This window comes from Bordetella genomosp. 2 (genome assembly GCF_002261345.1).
Taxonomy (GTDB): Bacteria; Pseudomonadota; Gammaproteobacteria; order Burkholderiales; family Burkholderiaceae_B; genus Bordetella_A.
Genome location: NZ_NEVT01000009.1, coordinates 135,548 through 156,088 on the forward strand (window position 1 = coordinate 135,548; position 20,541 = coordinate 156,088).

Consider the following 20,541-nt stretch of genomic DNA (forward strand, 5'->3'; position numbering starts at 1 on the left):
TTCTTGCGGCGGCGTGGGAAACACCGCCAGGAATTCGACCAAATGAATGGTCGGGGCGAGAGGATTCGAACCTCCGACTCCTGCGTCCCGAACGCAGTACTCTACCAGGCTGAGCTACGCCCCGGTTTTTCAGCGGTCACGATTCACCGCGAAAGCGCAGAATTCTAACAGGGATTTCTGATAAACGGAAATGGGGAAGGCGGCGAGCGCCTGGCGGGCGGCATCGGCCTCGGCATCGGCCGCCTGGCGCGCGTGTTCGAGCGCATCGGTGGCCTGGATGGCCTCGGCGACGGCGGCGAAGTCGGCGTCGCCCTCCTTGATGGCATTGCGGATCAGTTCGCGCTGGGCCGGGGTGCCGGTTTCCATGACGCGGATGAGCGGCAGCGTGGGCTTGCCCTCGCGCAGGTCGTCGCCGACGTTCTTGCCCAGCGCGTGGGCGTCGCCGCTGTAGTCGAGCACGTCGTCGACCAGCTGGAAGGCGGTGCCGATGTGCCGGCCATAGGCGGCGGCGGCCTCTTCCTGGGCGGGCGTGGCGCCGGCCAGCACCGCCCCCACCTGGGCCGCGGCTTCGAACAGCTTGGCGGTCTTGTAGCGCACCACCTGCAGGTAGCGCTCCTGCGAGACGTCGGGGTCGTGCACGTTGAGCAGCTGCAGCACCTCGCCCTCGGCGATCACGGTGGTGGCCTCGGACAGGATCTGCATGATGCGCATCGAGCCGGCCTCGACCATCATCTCGAACGAGCGGGAATACAGGTAGTCGCCCACCAGCACGCTGGCGGCGTTGCCGAACATGGCGTTGGCCGTCTCGCGGCCGCGGCGCAGGTCGGATTCGTCGACGACGTCGTCGTGCAGCAGCGTGGCGGTATGGATGAATTCCACCACGGCGGCCAGCAGCCGGTGGTTCTCGCCCTGGTAGCCCAGGGCGCGCGCCATCATCAGCACCATGGCCGGCCGCATGCGCTTGCCGCCGGCGCCGATGATGTAGTCGGCGATCGTCCGGATGAGTACGACTTCCGAGTCGAGGCGTCCGCGAATAACCGCGTCGACGGCCTTCATGTCATCGGCAATGGGGGCGATCAGCTCTGGGAGATTCAAAACGTATCCGGCAGATAACAGGGGAGCCGACCCTTGGCTCTTTGGTCCGCCGGCGCGGGCGCGCCGTGCCGGACCCGGGGTCTGCCGAATTATACGGGGTATGCGTCCCCGTCCGCGCCGCGCGCGGCGCTATAGCCCGCGTTGGCGCAAATGGGCGTAAAGCGCGCGCACGCCGAAGGTCCAGGGCGCGATGCCGTCGCACAAACCGACGCGGTTGACCAGCGCGCCCAGCCGCGGCGAGGCGATCCGCACCACGTCGCCCTGCCGGTGGGTAAAGCCGCTGCCCTGTCCGGCGCGGTCCTGGGTGGGCGAGAACATGGTGCCCAGGAACAGCATGAACCCGTCCGGGTACTGGTGATACTGGCAGGCCTGGCGCACCAGGTCGAGCGGGTCGCGGCTGATCTCGCGCATGTGGCTGACGCCGTCGAGCACGAAGCCGTCCTCGCCCTCGATGCGCAAGGACACGTCGGCGCCGCGCACGTCGTCCGGGGTGAAATGCGAGTCGAACAGCCGCACGAACGGCCCGATGGCGCACGAACCGTTGTTGTCCTTGGCCTTGGTCAGCAGCAGGGCGCTGCGGCCCTCGATATCGCGCAGATTGACGTCGTTGCCCAGCGTCGCGCCGACCGCCTGGCCACGGCTGTCGACGGCCAGCACGATCTCCGGCTCCGGGTTGTTCCACTCGGACTGCGGCAGCAGGCCGATCCAGGCCCCCGAGCCGACCGACGCCATGGGCGGCGCCTTGGAGAACACCTCGGCATCGGGGCCGATGCCCACTTCCAGGTATTGCGACCACTGGCCGCGCGCCTGCAGCTCGGCCTTGAGGGCCATGGCCTGCGGCGACCCCGGACGCAGTTGCGACAGGTCGGAGCCGATCAGGCGGTGGATGCGCGCGCGCACTTCCTCGGCGCGGCTGGCGTCGCCCCCGGCCTGCTCTTCGATCAGGCGCTCCAGCAGGCTGACCGCGAAGGTCACGCCGGCCGCCTTGACGGGCTGCAGGTCGCAAGGCGCCAGCAGGGTCGGCCCCTCGCCGGCGGCGCCGGCCAGGCTGCGCCGCAGCAACTCGCTGGCCGGGCCCAGCGATTCCCCTTCGCCATCGCGGGCGATGTCGAGGCGATCGGGGCGGTCCAGCAAGTCGGCCAACGTGGGCACGATGGCCGTCAGGTCGACGACCTGGCCGTCGCGCACGGCCACCACGCTCGGGCCGTCGATGGGGGCGGGCCGCCAGACGCGGCCTACCAGCAAGGCGCGGTCGAGGTCTACGGGCAAATCATTGGACAGGGGCATGCGGGTGTCTCCGGGTCGCGGGGCGGCGGATCGCCCCGTCGTATGACGGCAAGTCTAGAAACGCCCGCAGGGAATGTCCAATATAATGACTTTTATTCCAATATATTGGACAACCATGGCAGCGACCGACTACGAAGTGCCCGCCATCCGCCGCGCGCACGACATCCTGCGGGCCCTGGCCGCCCAGCGCGGGCCGCTGCGGGCGGCCGAGCTGGCGCGCGCCTGCGCCATGCCGCGCAGCTCGCTGTACCTGCTGCTGGACTCGCTGGTGCAGCGGCGCTGGGTCGACCGCGCGGGCGACGGCTATGTCATCGGGCTCGAACTGATGGCGCTGGGAGCGGCCTACCTGCGCCACGACGGCCTGCAGGCCGCTTTCCGCGCCGCCGCCGCGGAGTTCGTCGAACGCCACAACGAAGTCATGCAGCTGGCCGTGCTGGACGGCGCCGAGGTGGTCTACCTGGCGCGCGAGGACGCGCGCCGGCCGGTACGGCTGGTGTCCGAGCTGGGGTCGCGCCTGCCGGCCCACGCCTGCGCGCTGGGCAAGGCCCTGCTGGCCAGCCTGCCGGACGACACGCTGGCCGCCGCGCTGCCGCCGCAACTGGCGGCGGTCAGCGAGCGCACCCAGACCGACCGTGCCGCCCTGCTGCGCGAACTGGCGCAGGTGCGCGCCGAAGGCCTGGCGTACGACCGCGAGGAAGTGGCGGCCGGCCTGTATTGCTATGCCGCCTGCGTGGGCGAGACGGCACTGGGCAAGCGGGTGGCCGTCAGCGCGTCGGTGCCGGCCGACCGCCTGGACCCTGCCCACGTGCAGGCGGTGACCCAGGGGCTACGGCGCGCCGCCCGGGCCATCGCCGCCCGCGTGGCGCTGGCGCCGGAAGCCCGCTAAGCGCCTGCCGTGTAAGGGGTTTTTGACTTTTCCACAGGCGCGGGCTAGAATTTATGGTTCGGTCGATACGAAAACCCCGCTCGCGGCCCGCGTTGCTTGCGTAGCTGGGCGAAGTCGGCACGAAGTTCTTAGTACGTTTTAAGTACGAAACCCTCAAGGAAAAACCCATGTACGCGGTCGTAAAAACCGGTGGCAAGCAGTATCGCGTTGCCGCTGGCGAAAAACTCAAGGTAGAACAGATACCTGCTGACATCGGGCAAGAAATCACCCTGGACCAGGTCCTGTCGGTGGGCGAAGGCGACCAACTCAAGGTTGGCACTCCTCTCGTCGCTGGCGCCGTGGTCAAGGCGACGGTTCTTGCGCATGGCCGGCACGACAAGGTCAAGATCTTCAAGATGCGCCGTCGCAAGCACTACCAGAAGCATCAGGGCCACCGTCAGAACTACACCGAGATCCGCATCGAAGCCATCACGGCCTAACGATCATCCCGGTTATTGATTAGCAGGAGCTATCAACATGGCACAGAAAAAGGGCGGCGGCTCTACGCGTAACGGTCGCGACTCGGAATCGAAGCGACTGGGCGTCAAGGTTTTTGGCGGCCAACAAATCCCGGCTGGCTCGATCATCGTGCGCCAGCGCGGCACCCGTTTCCACCCCGGCACCAACGTCGGCATCGGCAAGGACCACACCTTGTTCGCGCTGGTCGACGGCAAGGTTCAATTCGGCTTCAAGGGCGCGTTGAACAAGCAGACCGTGTCGGTCGTGGCGGCCGAGTAACGGCCTGCCGTTACCCATGACGGCAAAAGCCCTGTCGCATGCGGCAGGGCTTTTTTGCTTCAGCATTCGAGTACTTCAATGAAATTCGTAGACGAAGCCACCATCGAGGTCATCGCCGGCAAGGGCGGCAATGGCGTGGCGAGCTTTCGCCGCGAAAAATTCATTCCCAAGGGCGGCCCGGACGGCGGCGACGGCGGGCGCGGCGGCAGCATCTATGCCGTGGCCGACCGCAACATCAATACCCTGATCGACTTCCGCTATGCCCGCCTGCACCGCGCCAAGAATGGCGAGAACGGCAGGGGCTCGGACCAATACGGCGCCGCGGCGCCCGACATCACGCTGCGGGTGCCGGTGGGCACCATCGTGCACGACGCCGACAGCGGCGAATTGCTGTTCGACCTGAACCGCCACGGCCAGCGCGTCACCCTGGCCGCCGGCGGCCAGGGCGGCCTGGGCAACCTGCATTTCAAGTCCAGCACCAACCGCGCCCCGCGCCAATGGACCCCGGGCAAGGAAGGCGAGCAGCGCCGCCTGCGGCTCGAACTGAAGGTGCTGGCCGACGTCGGCCTGCTGGGCCTGCCCAATGCCGGCAAGTCCACCCTCATCAGCCGCATTTCCAATGCGCGGCCCAAGGTGGCCGACTACCCGTTCACCACCCTGCACCCCAACCTGGGGGTGGTGCGCACCTCGCCGTCGCGCAGCTTCGTGGTGGCCGATATTCCCGGCCTGATCGAAGGCGCATCCGAAGGCGCCGGCCTGGGCCACCTGTTCCTGCGCCACCTGGCGCGCACCCGGGTGCTGCTGCACCTGGTCGACATCGCCTCGCCCGACCCGGACACCGACCCCATCGGGCAGGCCGTGGCCGACGCGCGCGCCATCGTCGAGGAACTGCGCCGCTACGATCCCGAACTGGCCGCCAAGCCGCGCTGGCTGGTGCTGAACAAGCTCGACATGGTGGCCGATCCGGACGCCGCGCGGCAGCGCTTCGTCGAGCTGTTCGACTGGCAGGGCCCGGTGTTCGCCATCTCGGGCCTGAACGGCGACGGCACCCAGGACCTGATCTGGGCGCTGCAGGACTACCTGGACGCCGAGCAGCGCAAGGATCACCTGGCGCAAGACCAGGCCGACGGCACCTACGTGGCCGAAGACCCGCGCTTCGACGCCACGCGCGAAGACGGCCCGGCGCCCAATGCGCCGCGCGGCGGTGACGAATAAGCCATAATCGCACTCTCGTCCACCGCCGGCCGCGCTTCGCGGCATCCGTATATCGCAACACCGGTCATCGCCATGACTGCCGACAACACCGCCGTTTCCGTCATCGCCTCCGCCACCCGGCTGGTGGCCAAGGTGGGTTCATCCCTGGTCACCAACGAAGGCCGCGGCCTGGACCGCGCCGCCGTGGCGCACTGGGCCGCCCAGATCGCCGCGCTGCGCCAGCAGGGCAAGCAAGTCGTGCTGGTCTCCAGCGGCGCCATCGCCGAAGGCATGGCGCGGCTGGGCTGGCGCAAGCGCCCGTCGGTCATGCACGAATTGCAGGCCGCCGCCGCGGTGGGGCAGATGGGGCTGTGCCAGGCCTACGAAGCGGCCTTCGCCGAGCACGGGCTGCGCACCGCGCAGATCCTGCTCACCCATGAAGACCTGGCCGACCGGCGCCGCTACCTGAACGCGCGCAGCACCATCTTTGCCCTGCTGCGCCTGGGCGTGGTGCCCATCGTGAACGAGAACGACACGGTCGTCACCGACGAGATCCGCCTGGGCGACAACGACACGCTCGGCGCCCTGGTCACCAACCTGATCGAGGCCGATGCGCTGGTCATCCTGACCGACCAGCGCGGCCTGTACGACTCGGACCCGCGCAAGAACCCGGCCGCGGTATTCGTCGCGCACGCCCAGGCGGGCGACACGGCGCTGGAAACCATGGCGGGCGGCGCGGGCTCCGGCATCGGCACCGGCGGCATGCTGACCAAGATCCTGGCGGCCAAGCGCGCGGCCCACAGCGGCGCGCACACTGTCATTGCCTCGGGACGCGAGCGCAATGTGCTGACGCGCCTGGCGCAGGGCGAGTGCATCGGCACCGAACTGCGCGCGGTGCTGCCGGTGTGGTCGGCGCGCAAGCAGTGGCTGGCCGACCACCTGCGGCTGCGCGGGCGCGTGGTGCTGGATGACGGCGCGGTGCGCGCCTTGCTGCACGAAGGCAAGAGCCTGCTGCCGATCGGGGTGGTCGAGGTGCAGGGCGAGTTCGAGCGCGGCGACGTGGTCGCCTGCGTGGACGCCCAGGGCACCGAATGCGCGCGCGGCCTGATCAATTACTCGGCCGCCGATACGCGGCGCATCCTGCGCCAGCCGTCGTCGCGCATCGCGCAGATCCTCGGCAGCATGACCGACCCGGAACTGATGCACCGCGACAACCTGGTGGTGACCTAGCCGCGCTCGCCGGGCGCGGCGCACGGGCGGTCGGCGGCCCCGCCGCCCAGGCAGGTTTCGTCGGCCAGGAACATGTACCCCCATTGCCGCACCGCCAGCAGCGGCAGTTCGACGCCCAGCCGCTGCGCCTTGGCGCGCAGGCGCGACACCATGACATCGACGCTGCGGGGCGACTGTTCCGCGTGAGCCTCCCCGCTGGCGGTGACCAGCCGTTCGCGCGGCAGGCGATGGCCCGGCGTGGACAGCAGCCGCAGCAGGAAAACGCTTTCGGTGAGGGTCAGCGGCAAGCGCTGGCCCGCCGGCCCGGCCAGCACCCTGCCCCCGCTGATCAGCTGCCAGGCCGGCGCAGGCCCGGCCGGCCGGACGGGGCGCGCTTCGCGCCACCGGCACAAGGCCCGGCCCAGCGCGGAGAGCTCGCGGATGTCGACCTGGACGGTGCAGCAGGCATCGGCGCCGGCATCCAGGGCAAGCACCCGCGGCCCGACCGCCTCGGCATCGGCCATGGCGATGAGCACGGCGCCGGGCACCGCGAAGCGCGCCATGCCCGCGAGCGTGCACAGCGATTCAGCGGGCGTTTCCAGGACGAGCAGTTGCGGCGCGCGCTGGTCGGCCAGCGCGCCGAGCTGGGCAATGGCGTTGCAGCCGCGGACCGACCAGCCGACGGCCGACAGGGCCTCGGGCAGGTGCGGGCGACGGGACGGACCGCATTGAATGACGATGGCTTCGGACGCGATGTGCATAAGTTTCCTCGGCGAAAACTACGAAAGTAATTTCAAGTATCGCCAAAGTAATCTGAACGCACGGTTCAATCGCCTCGTGAAGACATTTTCGGACCGATTGAAATACGCCAGGACGCTGCGCCGCCACACGCAGGACAGCCTGGCGCGCGCCAGCGGCCTGTCGCAGAGCTCGATCGCGGGCTACGAAAGCGGCCAGCGGCGCTCCAGCCGGTCAAGTCGCAAGCTCGCCAGCGTGCTGCGCATCGAACTCGATTGGCTGGAAACCGGCAAAGGCCCCATGGAGAAACGGGACGCCTACAGCCTGCCGGGCACGTCCGGCCCGCACGTGCTGACGGAGCCCGCCGGCCCGGCGGGGCCGGCCGGAACGCAGGCCCCGTGGCCCTTTCCCACGGTGCCGCCCAGCCTGATCCAGGCCTTGTCGGCCAGCGACCGGAACGAAGTGGACAAATGGCTGCGGATGATCGTCGACGGTTACCTGCGCGGCTACGCCGACACCAAGGGCCGCAAGCGCCGCGGCGGCGCTTAGCCCCTGTCCATGCTGAAGACGCCCCGCGCGGGCCGGCCGCCTGAAGAATGGCCGGGCGCGGCGGCCCGCCCGGCGGCGCCGGGCGGTACTACCTGATTATTGGCCAGCTGGCTTTCAGGGCGCCTTGGAAGCCGGCGCGGTGGGCGCGGCCGGCGACGGCGGCGTGGCGCCCGTGCCGGCGCCGTTGGCGGGCGCGGGCTGGTCGCCGCGGATCTTGGCGGCGATTTCCGAGGCGGCCTGGGCCGACGGCACGCTGAAGGCCAGCACGCCGCGGTTCAGCGGCTCGGCGATGCGCGGCGCGGCGACCAGTTCGCGGTCGATGACCAGGGCCAGCATGTTGCCGATGTTCTTGCTGCTGATGTCGTTCAGCTTGCGCGCGCCTTCTTCGGTAAAGCGCAGCCCGACGAAATTCTGGCCCTGGCGGTCGACCAGCGCGGCGGCTTCGGTGAGGTCGCTGCGGGTCAGCACGGGCTGCCGCTGCATGTACAGCGCGCCGTCGGGAATCTTCACTTCCATCAGGCCGGGCGCCTGGTCCGGCTGGGCCACGTAGAACTCCACCGCGGCGGCCGTGGCCTGCTGCGACGGCTGGGGCTGGGTGGTGCCGGCGGCATCGGTGTCGGCCTTCTGGGTGGGAGCGGTCTTGCAGCCTGCCAGCACGAGCGCCAGGGCAGCGAAAGCCGGAGCCAGCTTGCGGAGGGTCAGTTGCATGATTCGATTCCTTCTTCAAATGACTGGGGACAGGCATGCCAGGCGACTTGCTCCCGGCGTTACAAAAAAGTTTACAGGGCAAGCGCGTCCCCCGATAGTCCCAAGCGTATACAGATGTAAGCCGCAATCCGGCCTATACTGCGGGTTCACGCAGGGGTACTCGTCGGCGCAACCCGCGTCCGACGTGTTGAGAGAGTCCCTTCGTACCAGTACGGATAATGCCGATGCTGGGAGCGTATTCCGTGCCCGCCCCGCCACGCGCGCGGCCCCGCCAGGCCCGGAATCCATCCCGATTCGGCTCCAGACCTTTTCTTGGAGCTTTCCACATGAACGCCAATCCGAAGTTCCTGGCAGCCACGGCCGAGGTCGATGCCGCCGCCGTCGCGCCGCTGCCCAAGTCCCGCAAAATCTACGAGACCGGCTCGCGCCCGGACATCCGGGTGCCGTTCCGCGAGATCTCGCAGGACGACACGCCCACCATGTTCGGCGGCGAACGCAACCCGCCGCTGACGGTGTACGACACCAGCGGCCCGTACACCGACCCGGACGTCAAGATCGACATCCGCCGCGGGCTGCCGGCCCTGCGCAAGGCCTGGATCGAAGAGCGCGGCGACACCGAAGTGCTGGCCGGCCCCACCAGCGACTACGGCAAGGCGCGCCTGACCGACCCGAAGCTGACGGCCATGCGCTTCGACCTGCAGCGCCCGCCGCGCCGCGCCCGCCCGGGCGCCAATGTGTCGCAGATGCACTATGCGCGCCGCGGCATCGTCACCCCGGAAATGGAGTTCGTCGCCATCCGCGAGAACCTGCGCCGCGAGCAGTATCTGGAAACACTGCGGGCCAGCGGCCCGGACGGCGAGAAGCTGGCCCGCCGCCTGCTGCGCCAGCATCCCGGGCAGTCCTTCGGCGCCGCCATCCCGGCCGCCATCACCCCGGAGTTCGTGCGCGACGAGGTGGCGCGCGGCCGCGCCATCATCCCGGCCAACATCAACCACCCGGAAGTCGAGCCGATGGCCATCGGCCGCAATTTCCTGGTCAAGATCAACGCCAACATCGGCAATTCGGCGGTCAGCTCGGGCATCGGCGAAGAAGTCGAGAAAATGACCTGGGCCATCCGCTGGGGCGGCGACACGGTGATGGACCTGTCCACCGGCAAGCACATCCACGAAACCCGCGAGTGGATCATCCGCAATTCGCCAGTGCCGATCGGCACCGTGCCCATCTACCAGGCGCTGGAAAAAGTCGACGGCAAGGCCGAAGAACTGACCTGGGAGATCTTCCGCGACACGCTGATCGAGCAGGCCGAACAGGGCGTGGACTACTTCACCATCCACGCCGGCGTGCGCCTGCCGTTCATTCCCATGACGGCCGACCGCATGACCGGCATCGTGTCGCGCGGCGGCTCGATCATGGCCAAGTGGTGCCTGGCGCACCACAAGGAAAGCTTCCTGTACGAGCGCTTCGAGGAAATCTGCGAAATCATGAAGGCCTACGACGTCAGCTTCTCGCTGGGCGACGGCCTGCGGCCGGGCTCGGGCTATGACGCCAACGACGAGGCCCAGTTCGCCGAACTCAAGACGCTGGGCGAACTGACCCAGGTGGCCTGGAAGCACGATGTGCAGGTCATGATCGAAGGCCCGGGCCATGTCCCGATGCAGATGATCAAGGAAAACATGGAGCTGCAGCTGGAACACTGCCACGAGGCGCCGTTCTATACGCTGGGGCCCCTGACCACCGATATCGCGCCGGGCTACGACCACATCACCTCGGGCATCGGCGCGGCGCTGATCGGCTGGTACGGCACGGCCATGCTCTGTTATGTGACGCCCAAGGAACACCTGGGCCTGCCCAACAAGAAGGACGTCAAGGACGGCATCATCACCTACAAGATCGCCGCCCACGCCGCCGACCTGGCCAAGGGCCACCCGGGCGCCGCCATCCGCGACAACGCGCTGTCCAAGGCGCGCTTCGAGTTCCGCTGGGACGACCAGTTCAACCTGGGCCTGGATCCGGACACCGCCAAGGAGTTCCACGACGAGACCCTGCCCAAGGACTCGATGAAAGTGGCGCACTTCTGCTCCATGTGCGGGCCGCACTTCTGCAGCATGAAAATCACCCAGGACGTGCGCGACTACGCAGCCGCGCAAGGCGTGAACGAAAAGGATGCCCTGCAGAAGGGCATGCAGGAGAAGGCGGTGGAGTTCGTCAAGAAAGGGGCGGAGATTTACCACCAGACGTAAAGCCTAGGCCTGCCTATCGGGCGGGCTGGGGTTGGGTTCTTGCGGCGTCGAGGCGCGGCGCTGGCTGGGGCGGGGCTTCCGGGGCCGTCCGGGCGCCCTGCGCGCCCGGCACCGCTTCGCTCGTCTCGTCCGGGCCGTCCGGCCCTCCCTTCGACTTCCGCTCGCTCGGCCCCGAGGCGCCCCGCCCCAGCCAGCGCCACGCCTCGACTCATTGCAACTCAATCCCACACGCCGGCGGGACGGATAGGGTTCTTCAGCTTCGTGGGAACTCCAACTAAAAGAAGAACATGGTGCGGGGCCGGCCGGACAAGCCGCCCTGCGCGGCTGGTCCGGCCATTCGGGCGGTGGTCGCGCGGCGGGATGGAAGTGGTGACAGCGCTACGCAGCCCCCCGGGGCCGTGGCACGCGACAACCGAATGCGCGGACGGGCCGCGCTGGGCGGCCTGTCCGCGCGGCCCGCTACATTGTTCCTGTTCACCCCACCGCGGCCACGAAGCAGAAGAACGCGGCTCGCCCCGGCGATGTGACGATGACGACCTATCGCAAGTCGTTGCGGGCGGGCGGGGGGTGGCGGGGCGCCTCGGGGCCGAGCGAGGGAAACCGAAGGAGCGCAGCGACGAGGTTGACGAAGCGGTCCCGGGCGCGCGGGGCGCCCGGGCGGCCCCGGAAGCCCCGCCACCCCCCGCCCGCCCGCAACGACTTCAATAGAATGGCGCTGCAACTCTCCGGAAAGCACGTCCGGAGAGTTGCCGATCAGGCCGCGGTATAAGCCGTCTTGACGGTGGTGTAGAACTCGGCCGCGTAGCGCCCCTGCTCGCGCGGCCCATAGCTGGAGCCCTTGCGGCCGCCGAACGGCACATGGTAGTCGACCCCCGCGGTCGGGCAGTTGACCATCACCATGCCGGCCTGCGCGTCGCGCTTGAACTGGGTGGCGTACTTCAGCGACGTGGTGCAAATGCCCGCCGACAGCCCGAACTCGGTGTCGTTGGCCAGTTCCAGCGCGTGCTCGAACGAGTCGGCCGGGATCACCGCGGCCACCGGGCCGAAGATTTCCTCGCGGCTGATGCGCAGGTCATTGCCGCAATCCACGAACAGCGCGGGCGTCATGTAGTAGCCCTCGGTGGCGCGCTTGACCAGCTCGCCGCCATAGGCCAGCTTGGCGCCCTCGTCGCGGCCGATGCCGATGTACTTCTGGTTCTGCGCCAGCTGGCTGTCGTCGACCACGGGGCCGATGTCGGTTCCCGGCAGCAGCGCGTCGTCGATCTTCAGGCCTTGCAGGCGTTCCTGCACGGCGGCCACGAAGCGCGGATAGATGCCCTTCTGCACGATCAGGCGGCTGGACGCCGTGCAGCGCTGGCCGGTGGAGAAATACGCGCCGTTGACGCAGCTTTCCACCGCCACCTTCAGGTCGGCGTCGTCCAGCACCACCATGGGGTTCTTGCCGCCCATTTCGAGCTGTACCTTGGCCATGCGGTTCATGGCCGCCTGGGCCACGCGGCGGCCGGTGGCGACCGAGCCGGTGAAGCTGATGGCATCGACGCGCTTGTCGTCCAGGATGGCCTGGCCGACGATGCTGCCGCGGCCCATCACCAGGTTGAACACGCCGGCCGGCAGGCCGGCGCGGCTGAGGATCTCGGCCAGCGCCCAGGCGCTGCCCGGCACCAGGTCGGCCGGCTTGAACACCACCGTGTTGCCGTAGGCCAGCGCCGGCGCGATTTTCCAGGCCGGGATCGCGATGGGGAAATTCCACGGCGCGATGATACCCACCACGCCCACCGGCTCGCGCGTCACGTCGGCCTCGATGCCGGGGCGCGCCATCGGCAGCTTCTCGCCCGGGATGCGCAGCGCCTCGCCGGCGAAGAACTTGAAAATGTAGCCCGCACGGGTGGCCTCACCGATGCCTTCCGGCAGGGTCTTGCCCTCTTCGCGCGACAGCAGCCGGCCCAGCTCTTCCTTGCGCGCCAGGATCTCGTTGCCGACCGCGTCCAGGATGTCGGCGCGGCGCTGGCCGGTAGTGCGGGCCCATTCGTAGGCGGCCGCGTGGGCGGCGGCGATGGCCTGGCCGGTCTGGGCGGCGTCGGCCTGCGCATACTCGCCGACGACGTCGGCCAGGTTGGAGGGGTTGATGTTGGCGCGGACGTCGACGCCGTCGACCCAGTTCCCGCCTATGTAGTTCGCATGCATGTGTCTCTTCCGTGAAGTGATGGTGGTGAAAAACGGGCCGGCTACAGCAGCTTGCCGGGATTCAGGATGCCCGCCGGGTCCAGCAGCCGCTTGATGTCGCGCATCAGCCGCAGTTCCAGCGGGTCTTTGCTGTGCAGGAAATGATCGCGCTTGAGCTGGCCAATGCCATGCTCGGCGCTGATGCTGCCGCCATAGCGGTTGACTTCGTCCAGCACCGCGTCGGTGATGGCCGCGCCATGTTCGGCCGCCCATTCGCGCGGCGCGCCGGCCGGGCGCGACAGGTTGTAGTGCAGGTTGCCGTCGCCGAAATGGCCGAAAATAAACGGCCGCACCTCGGCATGCAGGGCGCGCAGCCGCTGCTCGGCCGATTGCATGAACTCGGGAATGCGCTCGATCGGCAGCGAGATGTCGTGCTTCAGATGCGGCCCGTCGGCGCGCTGGGCCTCGGAGATCTCCTCGCGCAGCTTCCACAGCGCCTGCAGTTGCGCCAATGACGACGACACAGCGGCGTCCAGGCACAGCTCGCGCTCGAGCGCCGCGCCGATCACGCTCTCCAGCAGCGCATTCAGCGCGGCCTCGTCGGCGGTGTCGGCCAGCTCCATCAGCACATAGCCGGGGTAGCGCTGCGCGAACGGCTCCTGCACGCCCTGGGCGTGCGCCAGCACCAGGTCGACGCATTCGCCGGTGAAGAACTCGTAGGCCTGCAGGCGCGGCCCGCACTGCTCGTAGACCAGCTCGAACAGCTGCAGCGCCTGGGCCGGCGACCGCACGGCCGCCAGCACGACCGAGCGCACGCCGGTGCGCGGGAACAGCCGCAGCGCCACCGCGGTGATCACGCCCAGCGTGCCTTCGGCGCCGATCAGCAGCTGCTTCAGGTCGTAGCCGGTGTTGTCCTTGCGCAGGGTGCGCAGGCCGTTGAACACCTCGCCGGTCGGCAGCACCGCCTCCAGGCCCAGCACCAGCTCGCGCGTCATGCCGTAGCGCACCACGTTCACGCCGCCGGCATTGGTCGAGACATTGCCGCCGATCTGGCACGAATCCTCGGCCGCCAGGCTCAACGGCAGCAGCCGCCCCGCCTCGTCGGCGGCGCGCCGCAGGTTGCCCAGGATGCAGCCGGCCTCGGCCACCATGGTGTTGGCGATGGTGTCGATGGAACGCACCGCGTTCATGCGGTCCAGGCTCAGCACCACGTTGGCCCGGCCGGCGTCCGGCGTGGCGCCGCCGCACATGCCCGTATTGCCACCGCGCGGCACCACTGGCACGCCCGCCTGCTGGCACAGCGCCAGGCACTGGGCGACCTCTTCGGTGCGGCGCGGGCGCACCACGGCCTGCGCCTGGCCGTTGTACAGGCCGCGCCAGTCGGACAGCCAGGGCGCGATATCCGCGGGGTTGGTGACAACGGTATCAGGGCCCAGCGCCTGCACCAGGCGCTGCGAAAAATCGGTAGGGTTCATGACGAAGACGGGGTATCCAGGGAAGCGAAATCGAGCCGCAGGCGCGCCGCCGCGCGCTGCAGGTGAAACACCGCGGCCTGGCGCGCGCGCTGCGGGTCGCGCGCCGCGATGGCCTCGTACAGCGCGATGTGCTCGCGCTGTACGTCGCCGACCAGCTCGGCCTGGTGCTGCAGGGTGTTCTCGCGCGCCATGCGCACGGCGGCGCGCACCTGCAGGTTCAGGTACTGCAGCAACTGCTGGTAGTACGTATTGTGGGTCGCCACGGCGATGGCGGCGTGAAAGCCGATGTCCTGCTCGACGCCCTCTTCCGGATGCCTCAGGTGGTTTTCCAGGTCGGCCAGGCAGCGCGCCATGGTGGCCAGGTCGGCGTCGGTGCGGCGCGTGGCGGCCAGGGCGGCGGCGCCGCCCTCCAGTTCCATGCGCAGCTCATAGACGCTGGCCAACTGGGCGCGGTCCAGCGCGATGCGCCCCGGCACCTGGAAGCCCCGGCTGGCGGTGCGCGACACCACGGTGCAGCCGGCGCCCTGGCGGCTTTCCACCAGGCCCTGGGCGCGCAGCCGCTCGGTGGCCTCGCGGATGACCGCCGCGCTGACCCCGTACAACTGCGCCAGCGCCTTGCCGGTGGGCAGCTTGCCGCCCACCGGGTAGACGCCCGCGGCGATATCGCCGGCAAGCTTGCCGGCGACCTGTTCGGTGAGGGTGAGCGACTTGGTGAGCATCCGCCGATTATAGGCATTTATCAGGTTATCTGAAAACTTTCGGCGTAGGATGCTGGTGGCGGACGGGGCCGCGCCGCGCGGCCCACCCTCCCGGACGCCTCAGGCGCCCAGAGCCGCCGTGAATTCGCGCGCGGTGCGCACGTCCGCGGTGGACTGCGCCAGCACCACCAGGGTGGCCTGGTGCACCTGGCGCCAGTTCATCGCCCCCTGCCCCAGGTCGGGATGATCATAAGTGGCGCAGCAATCGGACAGCACCGTAGTGTGAAAGTCGCGGAACATGGCGTCGCGCGCCGTGGCGTGCACGCAGTCCTCGGTGGTGACTCCGGCCACGGCGACGGTGTCGATGCCGCGGCCGCGCAGGATCATCTCCAGGTCGGTCTGGTAGAACGCGCTGTAGCGGTGTTTCTTGATGAGCAGGTCGCCCGGCTGCGGCGCGCACTCGGGGTAGATATCCACGCCCGGGGTCTCGTCGATCAGCGCCTGGCCGGCGGCGATGGGCGGGTAGATGTCGCGGAAGCGCCCCATGTCGCAACCGTCGCGGCGATGCACGTGGGCGGTATAGATGATGGCCACGCCGGCCTGCCGCGCCGTCGCGACGGTGTCGCGCAGCAGGGGCACCAGCTCGCGGCCGGCCGGGGTTTCCAGCGGCGCGCCGGGGCGCAGGAAGTCGTTCTGCATGTCGATGACCAGCAAGGCCGTCTTGCGCGGGTCGAATGCGGGAATGCGGTAGCCCATGGCGCCGTCTCCATTAGTTTAGGATTCAACTATCTGGATGAATGTATAGCGTGGCGCGCGGCCAGGCAAGCGCGCGGCGGGCAGAGGGGCGGCTAGGCGGCCGCGGCGGCGTGGCCGCGCCGGGCGCAGACCGGGCATTCCGGGTCGCGCTGCACATTGACGCTGCGCCACTGCATGCTGCGCACGTCCAGCCACAGCAGGCGGCCGGACAGGCTTTCGCCGACCCCCGCCAGCAGCTTCAGGGCCTCGGCCGCCTGCATGGCGCCGATGATGCCCACCAGCGGCGCGAACACGCCCATGGTGGCGCAATTGGCGTCTTCGACTTCGTCGGCTTCGGGAAACAGGCAGTGGTAGCAGGGGGCGTCGTCGCGGCGCAGGTCGTAGACGCTGACCTGGCCGTCGAAGCGGATCGCCGCCCCCGACACCAGCGGCTTGCGATGGCGCACGCAGGCACGGTTGATGGCATGCCGCGTCGTGAAGTTGTCGGTGCAGTCCAGCACCACGTCGGCGGCCGCCACCGCGTCGTCCAGCCGCGCGCCGTCCAGGCGCTCGACGCGCGCGGTCACGTGGGCTTCGGGGTTGTAGGCGGCCAGCGTAGCGCGGCCCGATTCGGCCTTGGGACGGCCCACGCTGGCATCCTGGTGCAGGATCTGGCGCTGCAGGTTGCTCAGCTCGACCACGTCGTCGTCCGCCAGGGTGATGTCGCCCACCCCGGCGGTGGCCAGGTACAGCGCGGCCGGCGAGCCCAGCCCGCCGGCGCCGACGATCAACACCCTGCCGGCCAGGAATTTCTCCTGGCCTTCGATGCCCAGCTCATCCAGCAGGATGTGCCGGGCGTAGCGCAGCAGTTGCTGGTCGTTCATTTGCCCTTGGCGGGTTCGACTCCGGACGGCGTGATGGTCATGCGCTCGGGCGCGCCGACGCTGGGCTTGGCATTGGCCTTGGCCTGGGCACGGGCGCTGCCCTTCTCGACGGGACGGCCGGCCAGCAGGTTGAGCGCCTGCTTGAGCTGGAAGTCGTCCTTGCCGCCGAACTCGAACATCTTGGCCGGCAGCGGCGGCGCGTCGGGATCGAGCGTGGACTTGATCTCGTCGCCCTGCTGGTTGGACAGGTGGCGCTGCAGGTCGGCCTCGCGCGGCAGGCGGAACAGGTCGCCCTCGGCGGTATCGGCCACGACGTAGTCGGGCTCGATGCCGGTGGCCTGGATGGAGCGGCCGCTGGGCGTGAAGTAGCGCGAGGTGGTGAGCTTGACGCCGGTGTCCTGGCTGAGCGGCAGGATGATCTGCACCGAGCCCTTGCCGAACGTGCGGTTGCCCAGCACCTTGGCGCGCTTGTGGTCTTGCAGCGCGCCGGCCACGATCTCGGAGGCCGAGGCCGAGCCGACGTTGACCAGCACCACCATGGGCACGGTCTTGACCCAGCCCGGCAGGCCGCTCAGGTAGTTGCCTTCGCCGCGCGCGTATTCGGACGGCGTGGCGAGGTACTTGTGGCGCGAATCGGCGGTGCGGCCATCGGTGGACACGACCAGCACGTCGGGCGGCAGGAAGGCCGCCGACACGCCGATGGCGCTGGTGAGCAGGCCACCCGGGTCGTTGCGCAGGTCGAGCACCAGGCCCTTGGGCGCGCCCTTGGCGCCCAGCTCCTTGAGCTGGCGGGCCAGGTCGGCGCCGGTCTTTTCCTGGAACTGCGCGATGCGCACGTAGGCCACGCCGTCGTCCAGCATCTTGCTGCGCACGCTGCGCACCTTGATGATGTCGCGCACGATGTGCACCACGATGGGCTGCGGGTTGTCGGCGCGCATGATGGTCAGGTTGATGGGCGTCTTGGGCGCGCCGCGCATCAGCTTGACCGCTTCGTTCAGCGACATGCCCTTGGTGGGGGTGTCGTCGATCTTGATGATCAGGTCGCCCGCCATGACGCCGGCGCGCGCGGCCGGGGTGTCCTCGATGGGCGAGATGACCTTGACGAAGCCGTCTTCGGCGCCGACCTCGATGCCCAGGCCGCCGAACTCGCCCTGCGTGGTGGTCTGCATTTCACGGAAGGCGTCGGCATCCAGGTACGCGGAGTGCGGATCCAGGTTCGACACCATGCCGGAAATGGCGTTGTTGATGAGGGTCTTGTCGTCGACCGCCTCGACGTAGTTGTTCTTGATGGCGGCGAACACGTTGCTGAGCTGACGGAGCTCGTCGAGCGGCAGGGGGCTGCCGCGCTGGGCGAGCGCCGAGACGCCCACGCTGAGCAAGATGCCCGCCACCGCGCCGATAGCGACCAGACCGAAACCACGAAACTTGCGAGTGCCCATGCACACTTCCTGATTTTGATACCCGGCTACAGAGCCAGCCACTGGGCCGGATCCACCGGGGCGCCACGATGGCGAATCTCAAAGTATAGGCCCGATTCCACCTGCCCGCCCGTGGCGCCCACCGTGGCGATGGCGTCGCCCGCGGCGACCGGGTCCCCGACCTGCTTGAGCAGGCTCTGGTTATAAGCGTACACGGTCATGTACTGCTTGCCGTGGTCGACGATGATCAGGTTGCCGAACCCGCGCAGCCAGTCGGCATAGACCACCGTGCCGGGCGCCACGGCCTTGACCGCCGTGCCGGCCGGCGCGCGCAGGACAATGCCGCGCCAGACGCCGCCGTCGGGGCGGTCGACCCCGAAACGCCCCTGTACCGTACCACGCACCGGCACCGGCAGGCCCTGGCGCAAGCCGTTGCCCCCGCCCGGCGGCGGCGCCGCCGCGCGGCGCGGGGCCGGCTGGCGGGCGGGCTCGTCCTCGGCGGGCTCCTCGGCCCGCGGAGCGGGCGCGCGGCTTTGCGGCGGCGGCGCGGCGGGCCGGTCTTCCGGCCTGGCCACCCGGGCGTCGCCCGGGCTCACCGGGCGCAACCCGGCGGCGTCCGGGTCGGCCAGCGCCACCGGGCCGTCGTCGCGCCCGGTTCCACGCCCGCGCGCCGCGGCCTCGACCTGCTCGCGGGCTTGCGCGGCGTCGCGCGCCTCGGCATCGCGGCGGGCCTGGGCGGCCTGGCGCGCCGCCGCGGCCTTGCGTTCGGCCTCGGCTTTCTGGCGGGCTTCCTCGGCCAGCCGCGCCTCTTGCGCGCGCCGCACGGCCTCGGCGCGCAGGCGGGCTTCCTCGGCGCGGCGCGCCGCCTCGGCCTGCTCGGCAATGGCTTTTTCCAGGTCGCCGATCAGGTTCGACAGGCGGCTGTCATCGCGCCCCAGCTGGCGCGCCTCGGCGCGCTGCGCGGCGATCTGTCCCTCGAGCCGCGCCAGCAGGGTGGCCCGCTCTTTCTGCTGGGCGACCAGTTCGGTCTTCTGTTCGGTGGTCTCGGCCGCCACTTTCTGGATTTCGTCGCGGCGCGCGTCGGCCTGGGCCTGCAGGGCCGCCAGGCGGTCCAGGTCCTGGCGCAGCGCCGTCACGGTCTGGGCGCGGGCGCGCGATACGTAGCCCAGGTAGCCCAGGTTGCGCCCCAATTGCTGCGGATCGTCGCCCGAGAGCAGCGCCGTCCAGGGCGACAGGCCGCTGGCGTACTGGGTGCGCAATTGATCGGCCAGCTCGCCGCGGCGCTGCTGCAGCGCCCGCTGCTGGACGCCGATCTGCTGCTCCAGGCCGGCCAGCTCGGCCTCGGCGCGGCGATTGGCGTCGGCCAGCTCGTTCAGCCGGCGATTGATGCGCGAGATCGCCGATTCCGATTCTTTCAGCGCGTCGGCCGCTTCCTTGCGGGCGGCCTCGCGCGCGTCGATTTCCTTCTGGAGCGATTCGATGCGGTCGCGCAGCGCGGCCTGCTGCTTTTCAGCCTCGGACTGGCGGTCGGCCAGGTCCGAGGCGGCCGCGGCGGCCGGCCACGGCGACGCCGCCAGCATCGCCATCAACAGCACACCCGCCGCAAACCGCATGAATCAGTCCTTTTTCGCCTTGCCCTGGGCCGCGACCGCCGCCATGGCGGCCTCGATTTCCGCAGCATCGCCCAGATAATAATGGCGGATCGGGCGCAGCGCGTCATCCAGTTCGTAGACCAGCGGCTGGCCGGTGGGGATGTTCAGGCCGACGATGTCGTCATCCGAGATGTTGTCCAGGTGCTTGATCAGGGCGCGCAGGCTGTTGCCGTGGGCCGCCACCAGCACCCGGCGGCCGGCCCGGATGGCCGGGGCGATCGACTCGTTCCAGAACGGCAGCACCCGCGCCACGGTGTCCTTCAGGCATTCGGTGGCCGGCAGCTGGTCGGCCGGGATCTTGGCGTAGCGGCTGTCAAAGCGCGGATGGCGCTCGTCGTCCAGGGCCAGCGGCTCGGGCGCGATGGCATAGGCGCGACGCCAGATCAGCACCTGCTCGTCGCCGTACTTGGCGGCGGTCTCGGCCTTGTTCAGGCCCTGCAGGCTGCCGTAGTGGCGCTCGTTCAGGCGCCAGTTGATCCCCACCGGGGTGTACATCGCGTCCATGGCGTCCAGCGCGATCCAGAGGGTGCGGATGGCGCGCTTGAGCACCGAGGTGTAGGCCAGGTCGAATTCGTAGCCCTCTTTCTTGAGCAATTCGCCCGCCTTGCGGGCCTGCTCGCGGCCGGTGTCGGTCAGGTCGACGTCGGTCCAGCCGGTGAAGCGGTTTTCGAGGTTCCACTGGCTTTCGCCATGACGCATCAGTACGAGTTTGTGCATGATTCGGGGCCGCGCGGGAGCGGGATCAGGGTTGAAGAATGCGGTCATTTTATAATTGTGTGATTTTGCCCGTGTTTCCCCGGCAGACCGGCCCACCGCCCCGCGTGGGCGGGCCC

The 20,541-nt window shown here is 69.3% G+C and carries 19 protein-coding genes and 1 tRNA gene; 7 read left to right on the forward strand and 13 right to left on the reverse strand.

Annotated features, from left to right (window positions below; translation table 11 throughout):
- Positions 1 to 47 precede the first annotated feature (47 nt).
- The 3 genes from CAL24_RS22065 to CAL24_RS22075 form a co-directional block, all read right to left on the reverse strand.
- A tRNA-Pro gene (locus CAL24_RS22065) sits at positions 48 to 124 on the reverse strand.
- A gap of 5 nt (positions 125 to 129) precedes the next feature.
- Entirely contained in the window at positions 130 to 1,095 is a 966-nt protein-coding gene (ispB, locus tag CAL24_RS22070; RefSeq protein ID WP_028355196.1) for an octaprenyl diphosphate synthase, read from the reverse strand.
- A gap of 129 nt (positions 1,096 to 1,224) precedes the next feature.
- The gene (locus CAL24_RS22075) at positions 1,225 to 2,382 is read right to left on the reverse strand and encodes a fumarylacetoacetate hydrolase family protein (RefSeq protein WP_094807941.1); all 1,158 of its coding nucleotides are present in this window, start codon (positions 2,380 to 2,382) and stop codon (positions 1,225 to 1,227) included.
- 115 nt (positions 2,383 to 2,497) lie between these two features.
- Between CAL24_RS22075 and CAL24_RS22080 the strand changes: the two genes are divergently transcribed.
- The 5 genes from CAL24_RS22080 to proB all read left to right on the forward strand — a co-directional run bounded on the left by CAL24_RS22080 (position 2,498) and on the right by proB (position 6,469).
- Positions 2,498 to 3,268, forward strand: a complete 771-nt coding sequence (locus tag CAL24_RS22080) for an IclR family transcriptional regulator (protein ID WP_094807942.1) — start codon at positions 2,498 to 2,500, stop codon at positions 3,266 to 3,268.
- A 167-nt stretch (positions 3,269 to 3,435) separates the two neighbouring features.
- Positions 3,436 to 3,747, forward strand: a complete 312-nt coding sequence (gene rplU, locus CAL24_RS22085; protein WP_012251502.1) for a 50S ribosomal protein L21 — start codon at positions 3,436 to 3,438, stop codon at positions 3,745 to 3,747.
- 37 nt (positions 3,748 to 3,784) lie between these two features.
- Entirely contained in the window at positions 3,785 to 4,045 is a 261-nt protein-coding gene (gene rpmA / locus CAL24_RS22090; protein WP_028355199.1) for a 50S ribosomal protein L27, read from the forward strand.
- 78 nt (positions 4,046 to 4,123) lie between these two features.
- Positions 4,124 to 5,260, forward strand: coding sequence for a GTPase ObgE (gene obgE, locus CAL24_RS22095; RefSeq protein ID WP_028355200.1), 1,137 nt, complete (start codon positions 4,124 to 4,126; stop codon positions 5,258 to 5,260).
- Positions 5,261 to 5,332: 72 nt separating this feature from the next.
- Entirely contained in the window at positions 5,333 to 6,469 is a 1,137-nt protein-coding gene (gene proB / locus CAL24_RS22100) for a glutamate 5-kinase (protein WP_028355201.1), read from the forward strand.
- On the opposite strand, the gene CAL24_RS24185 is transcribed toward proB, so the two are convergent.
- Positions 6,466 to 7,209 carry a response regulator transcription factor gene (locus tag CAL24_RS24185; protein ID WP_094807943.1) on the reverse strand — a complete coding sequence of 248 codons (744 nt, stop codon included), beginning with the start codon at positions 7,207 to 7,209 and terminating at the stop codon, positions 6,466 to 6,468. The two genes, proB and CAL24_RS24185, sit on opposite strands and share 4 nt — an antisense overlap.
- Positions 7,210 to 7,285: 76 nt before the next feature.
- Between CAL24_RS24185 and CAL24_RS22110 the strand changes: the two genes are divergently transcribed.
- Positions 7,286 to 7,735 carry a helix-turn-helix domain-containing protein gene (locus CAL24_RS22110; protein ID WP_170947151.1) on the forward strand — a complete coding sequence of 150 codons (450 nt, stop codon included), beginning with the start codon at positions 7,286 to 7,288 and terminating at the stop codon, positions 7,733 to 7,735.
- Positions 7,736 to 7,849: 114 nt separating this feature from the next.
- Here CAL24_RS22110 and CAL24_RS22115 read toward each other — a convergent pair whose 3' ends face one another.
- Positions 7,850 to 8,443, reverse strand: coding sequence for a SecDF P1 head subdomain-containing protein (locus CAL24_RS22115; RefSeq protein ID WP_028355203.1), 594 nt, complete (start codon positions 8,441 to 8,443; stop codon positions 7,850 to 7,852).
- A 326-nt stretch (positions 8,444 to 8,769) separates the two neighbouring features.
- Between CAL24_RS22115 and thiC the strand changes: the two genes are divergently transcribed.
- Complete coding sequence (gene thiC / locus CAL24_RS22120) at positions 8,770 to 10,683, forward strand: phosphomethylpyrimidine synthase ThiC (RefSeq protein ID WP_094807945.1); 1,914 nt, start codon at positions 8,770 to 8,772, stop codon at positions 10,681 to 10,683.
- 753 nt (positions 10,684 to 11,436) lie between these two features.
- On the opposite strand, the gene CAL24_RS22125 is transcribed toward thiC, so the two are convergent.
- The 8 genes from CAL24_RS22125 to gpmA form a co-directional block, all read right to left on the reverse strand.
- Positions 11,437 to 12,867: an aldehyde dehydrogenase family protein gene (locus CAL24_RS22125; protein WP_028355205.1), complete on the reverse strand. Its 1,431-nt coding sequence runs from the start codon at positions 12,865 to 12,867 to the stop codon at positions 11,437 to 11,439.
- Positions 12,868 to 12,908: 41 nt separating this feature from the next.
- Complete coding sequence (locus tag CAL24_RS22130) at positions 12,909 to 14,321, reverse strand: FAD-binding oxidoreductase (RefSeq protein ID WP_094807946.1); 1,413 nt, start codon at positions 14,319 to 14,321, stop codon at positions 12,909 to 12,911.
- The gene (locus CAL24_RS22135) at positions 14,318 to 15,040 is read right to left on the reverse strand and encodes a FadR/GntR family transcriptional regulator (protein WP_028355207.1); all 723 of its coding nucleotides are present in this window, start codon (positions 15,038 to 15,040) and stop codon (positions 14,318 to 14,320) included. The genes CAL24_RS22130 and CAL24_RS22135 overlap by 4 nt, the downstream gene beginning before the upstream one ends.
- 99 nt (positions 15,041 to 15,139) lie before the next feature.
- Positions 15,140 to 15,775: a cysteine hydrolase family protein gene (locus tag CAL24_RS22140; protein ID WP_028355208.1), complete on the reverse strand. Its 636-nt coding sequence runs from the start codon at positions 15,773 to 15,775 to the stop codon at positions 15,140 to 15,142.
- 92 nt (positions 15,776 to 15,867) lie between these two features.
- The gene (locus CAL24_RS22145; protein ID WP_028355209.1) at positions 15,868 to 16,638 is read right to left on the reverse strand and encodes a HesA/MoeB/ThiF family protein; all 771 of its coding nucleotides are present in this window, start codon (positions 16,636 to 16,638) and stop codon (positions 15,868 to 15,870) included.
- The gene (locus CAL24_RS22150; protein ID WP_028355210.1) at positions 16,635 to 18,077 is read right to left on the reverse strand and encodes a S41 family peptidase; all 1,443 of its coding nucleotides are present in this window, start codon (positions 18,075 to 18,077) and stop codon (positions 16,635 to 16,637) included. The genes CAL24_RS22145 and CAL24_RS22150 overlap by 4 nt, the downstream gene beginning before the upstream one ends.
- 26 nt (positions 18,078 to 18,103) lie before the next feature.
- Positions 18,104 to 19,669 carry a peptidoglycan DD-metalloendopeptidase family protein gene (locus CAL24_RS22155; protein ID WP_094807947.1) on the reverse strand — a complete coding sequence of 522 codons (1,566 nt, stop codon included), beginning with the start codon at positions 19,667 to 19,669 and terminating at the stop codon, positions 18,104 to 18,106.
- Between the two features lie 3 nt (positions 19,670 to 19,672).
- Positions 19,673 to 20,425 carry a 2,3-diphosphoglycerate-dependent phosphoglycerate mutase gene (gene gpmA, locus CAL24_RS22160; RefSeq protein WP_028355212.1) on the reverse strand — a complete coding sequence of 251 codons (753 nt, stop codon included), beginning with the start codon at positions 20,423 to 20,425 and terminating at the stop codon, positions 19,673 to 19,675.
- Positions 20,426 to 20,541: the final 116 nt, after the last annotated feature.

Bases quoted from the DNA above. Each gene is read 5' to 3' on its own strand.
- CAL24_RS22145 (WP_028355209.1), bottom strand. From the start codon at position 16,638: ATGAACGACCAGCAACTGCTGCGCTACGCCCGGCACATCCTGCTGGAT.
- CAL24_RS22115 (WP_028355203.1), bottom strand. From the start codon at position 8,443: ATGCAACTGACCCTCCGCAAGCTGGCTCCGGCTTTCGCTGCCCTGGCG.
- CAL24_RS22075 (WP_094807941.1), bottom strand. From the start codon at position 2,382: ATGCCCCTGTCCAATGATTTGCCCGTAGACCTCGACCGCGCCTTGCTG.
- CAL24_RS22140 (WP_028355208.1), bottom strand. From the start codon at position 15,775: ATGGGCTACCGCATTCCCGCATTCGACCCGCGCAAGACGGCCTTGCTG.
- CAL24_RS22125 (WP_028355205.1), bottom strand. From the start codon at position 12,867: ATGCATGCGAACTACATAGGCGGGAACTGGGTCGACGGCGTCGACGTC.
- thiC (WP_094807945.1), top strand. From the start codon at position 8,770: ATGAACGCCAATCCGAAGTTCCTGGCAGCCACGGCCGAGGTCGATGCC.
- proB (WP_028355201.1), top strand. From the start codon at position 5,333: ATGACTGCCGACAACACCGCCGTTTCCGTCATCGCCTCCGCCACCCGG.
- rpmA (WP_028355199.1), top strand. From the start codon at position 3,785: ATGGCACAGAAAAAGGGCGGCGGCTCTACGCGTAACGGTCGCGACTCG.
- obgE (WP_028355200.1), top strand. From the start codon at position 4,124: ATGAAATTCGTAGACGAAGCCACCATCGAGGTCATCGCCGGCAAGGGC.
- gpmA (WP_028355212.1), bottom strand. From the start codon at position 20,425: ATGCACAAACTCGTACTGATGCGTCATGGCGAAAGCCAGTGGAACCTC.
- CAL24_RS22150 (WP_028355210.1), bottom strand. From the start codon at position 18,077: ATGGGCACTCGCAAGTTTCGTGGTTTCGGTCTGGTCGCTATCGGCGCG.
- CAL24_RS22155 (WP_094807947.1), bottom strand. From the start codon at position 19,669: ATGCGGTTTGCGGCGGGTGTGCTGTTGATGGCGATGCTGGCGGCGTCG.
- CAL24_RS22130 (WP_094807946.1), bottom strand. From the start codon at position 14,321: ATGAACCCTACCGATTTTTCGCAGCGCCTGGTGCAGGCGCTGGGCCCT.
- CAL24_RS24185 (WP_094807943.1), bottom strand. From the start codon at position 7,209: ATGCACATCGCGTCCGAAGCCATCGTCATTCAATGCGGTCCGTCCCGT.
- rplU (WP_012251502.1), top strand. From the start codon at position 3,436: ATGTACGCGGTCGTAAAAACCGGTGGCAAGCAGTATCGCGTTGCCGCT.
- CAL24_RS22080 (WP_094807942.1), top strand. From the start codon at position 2,498: ATGGCAGCGACCGACTACGAAGTGCCCGCCATCCGCCGCGCGCACGAC.
- CAL24_RS22135 (WP_028355207.1), bottom strand. From the start codon at position 15,040: ATGCTCACCAAGTCGCTCACCCTCACCGAACAGGTCGCCGGCAAGCTT.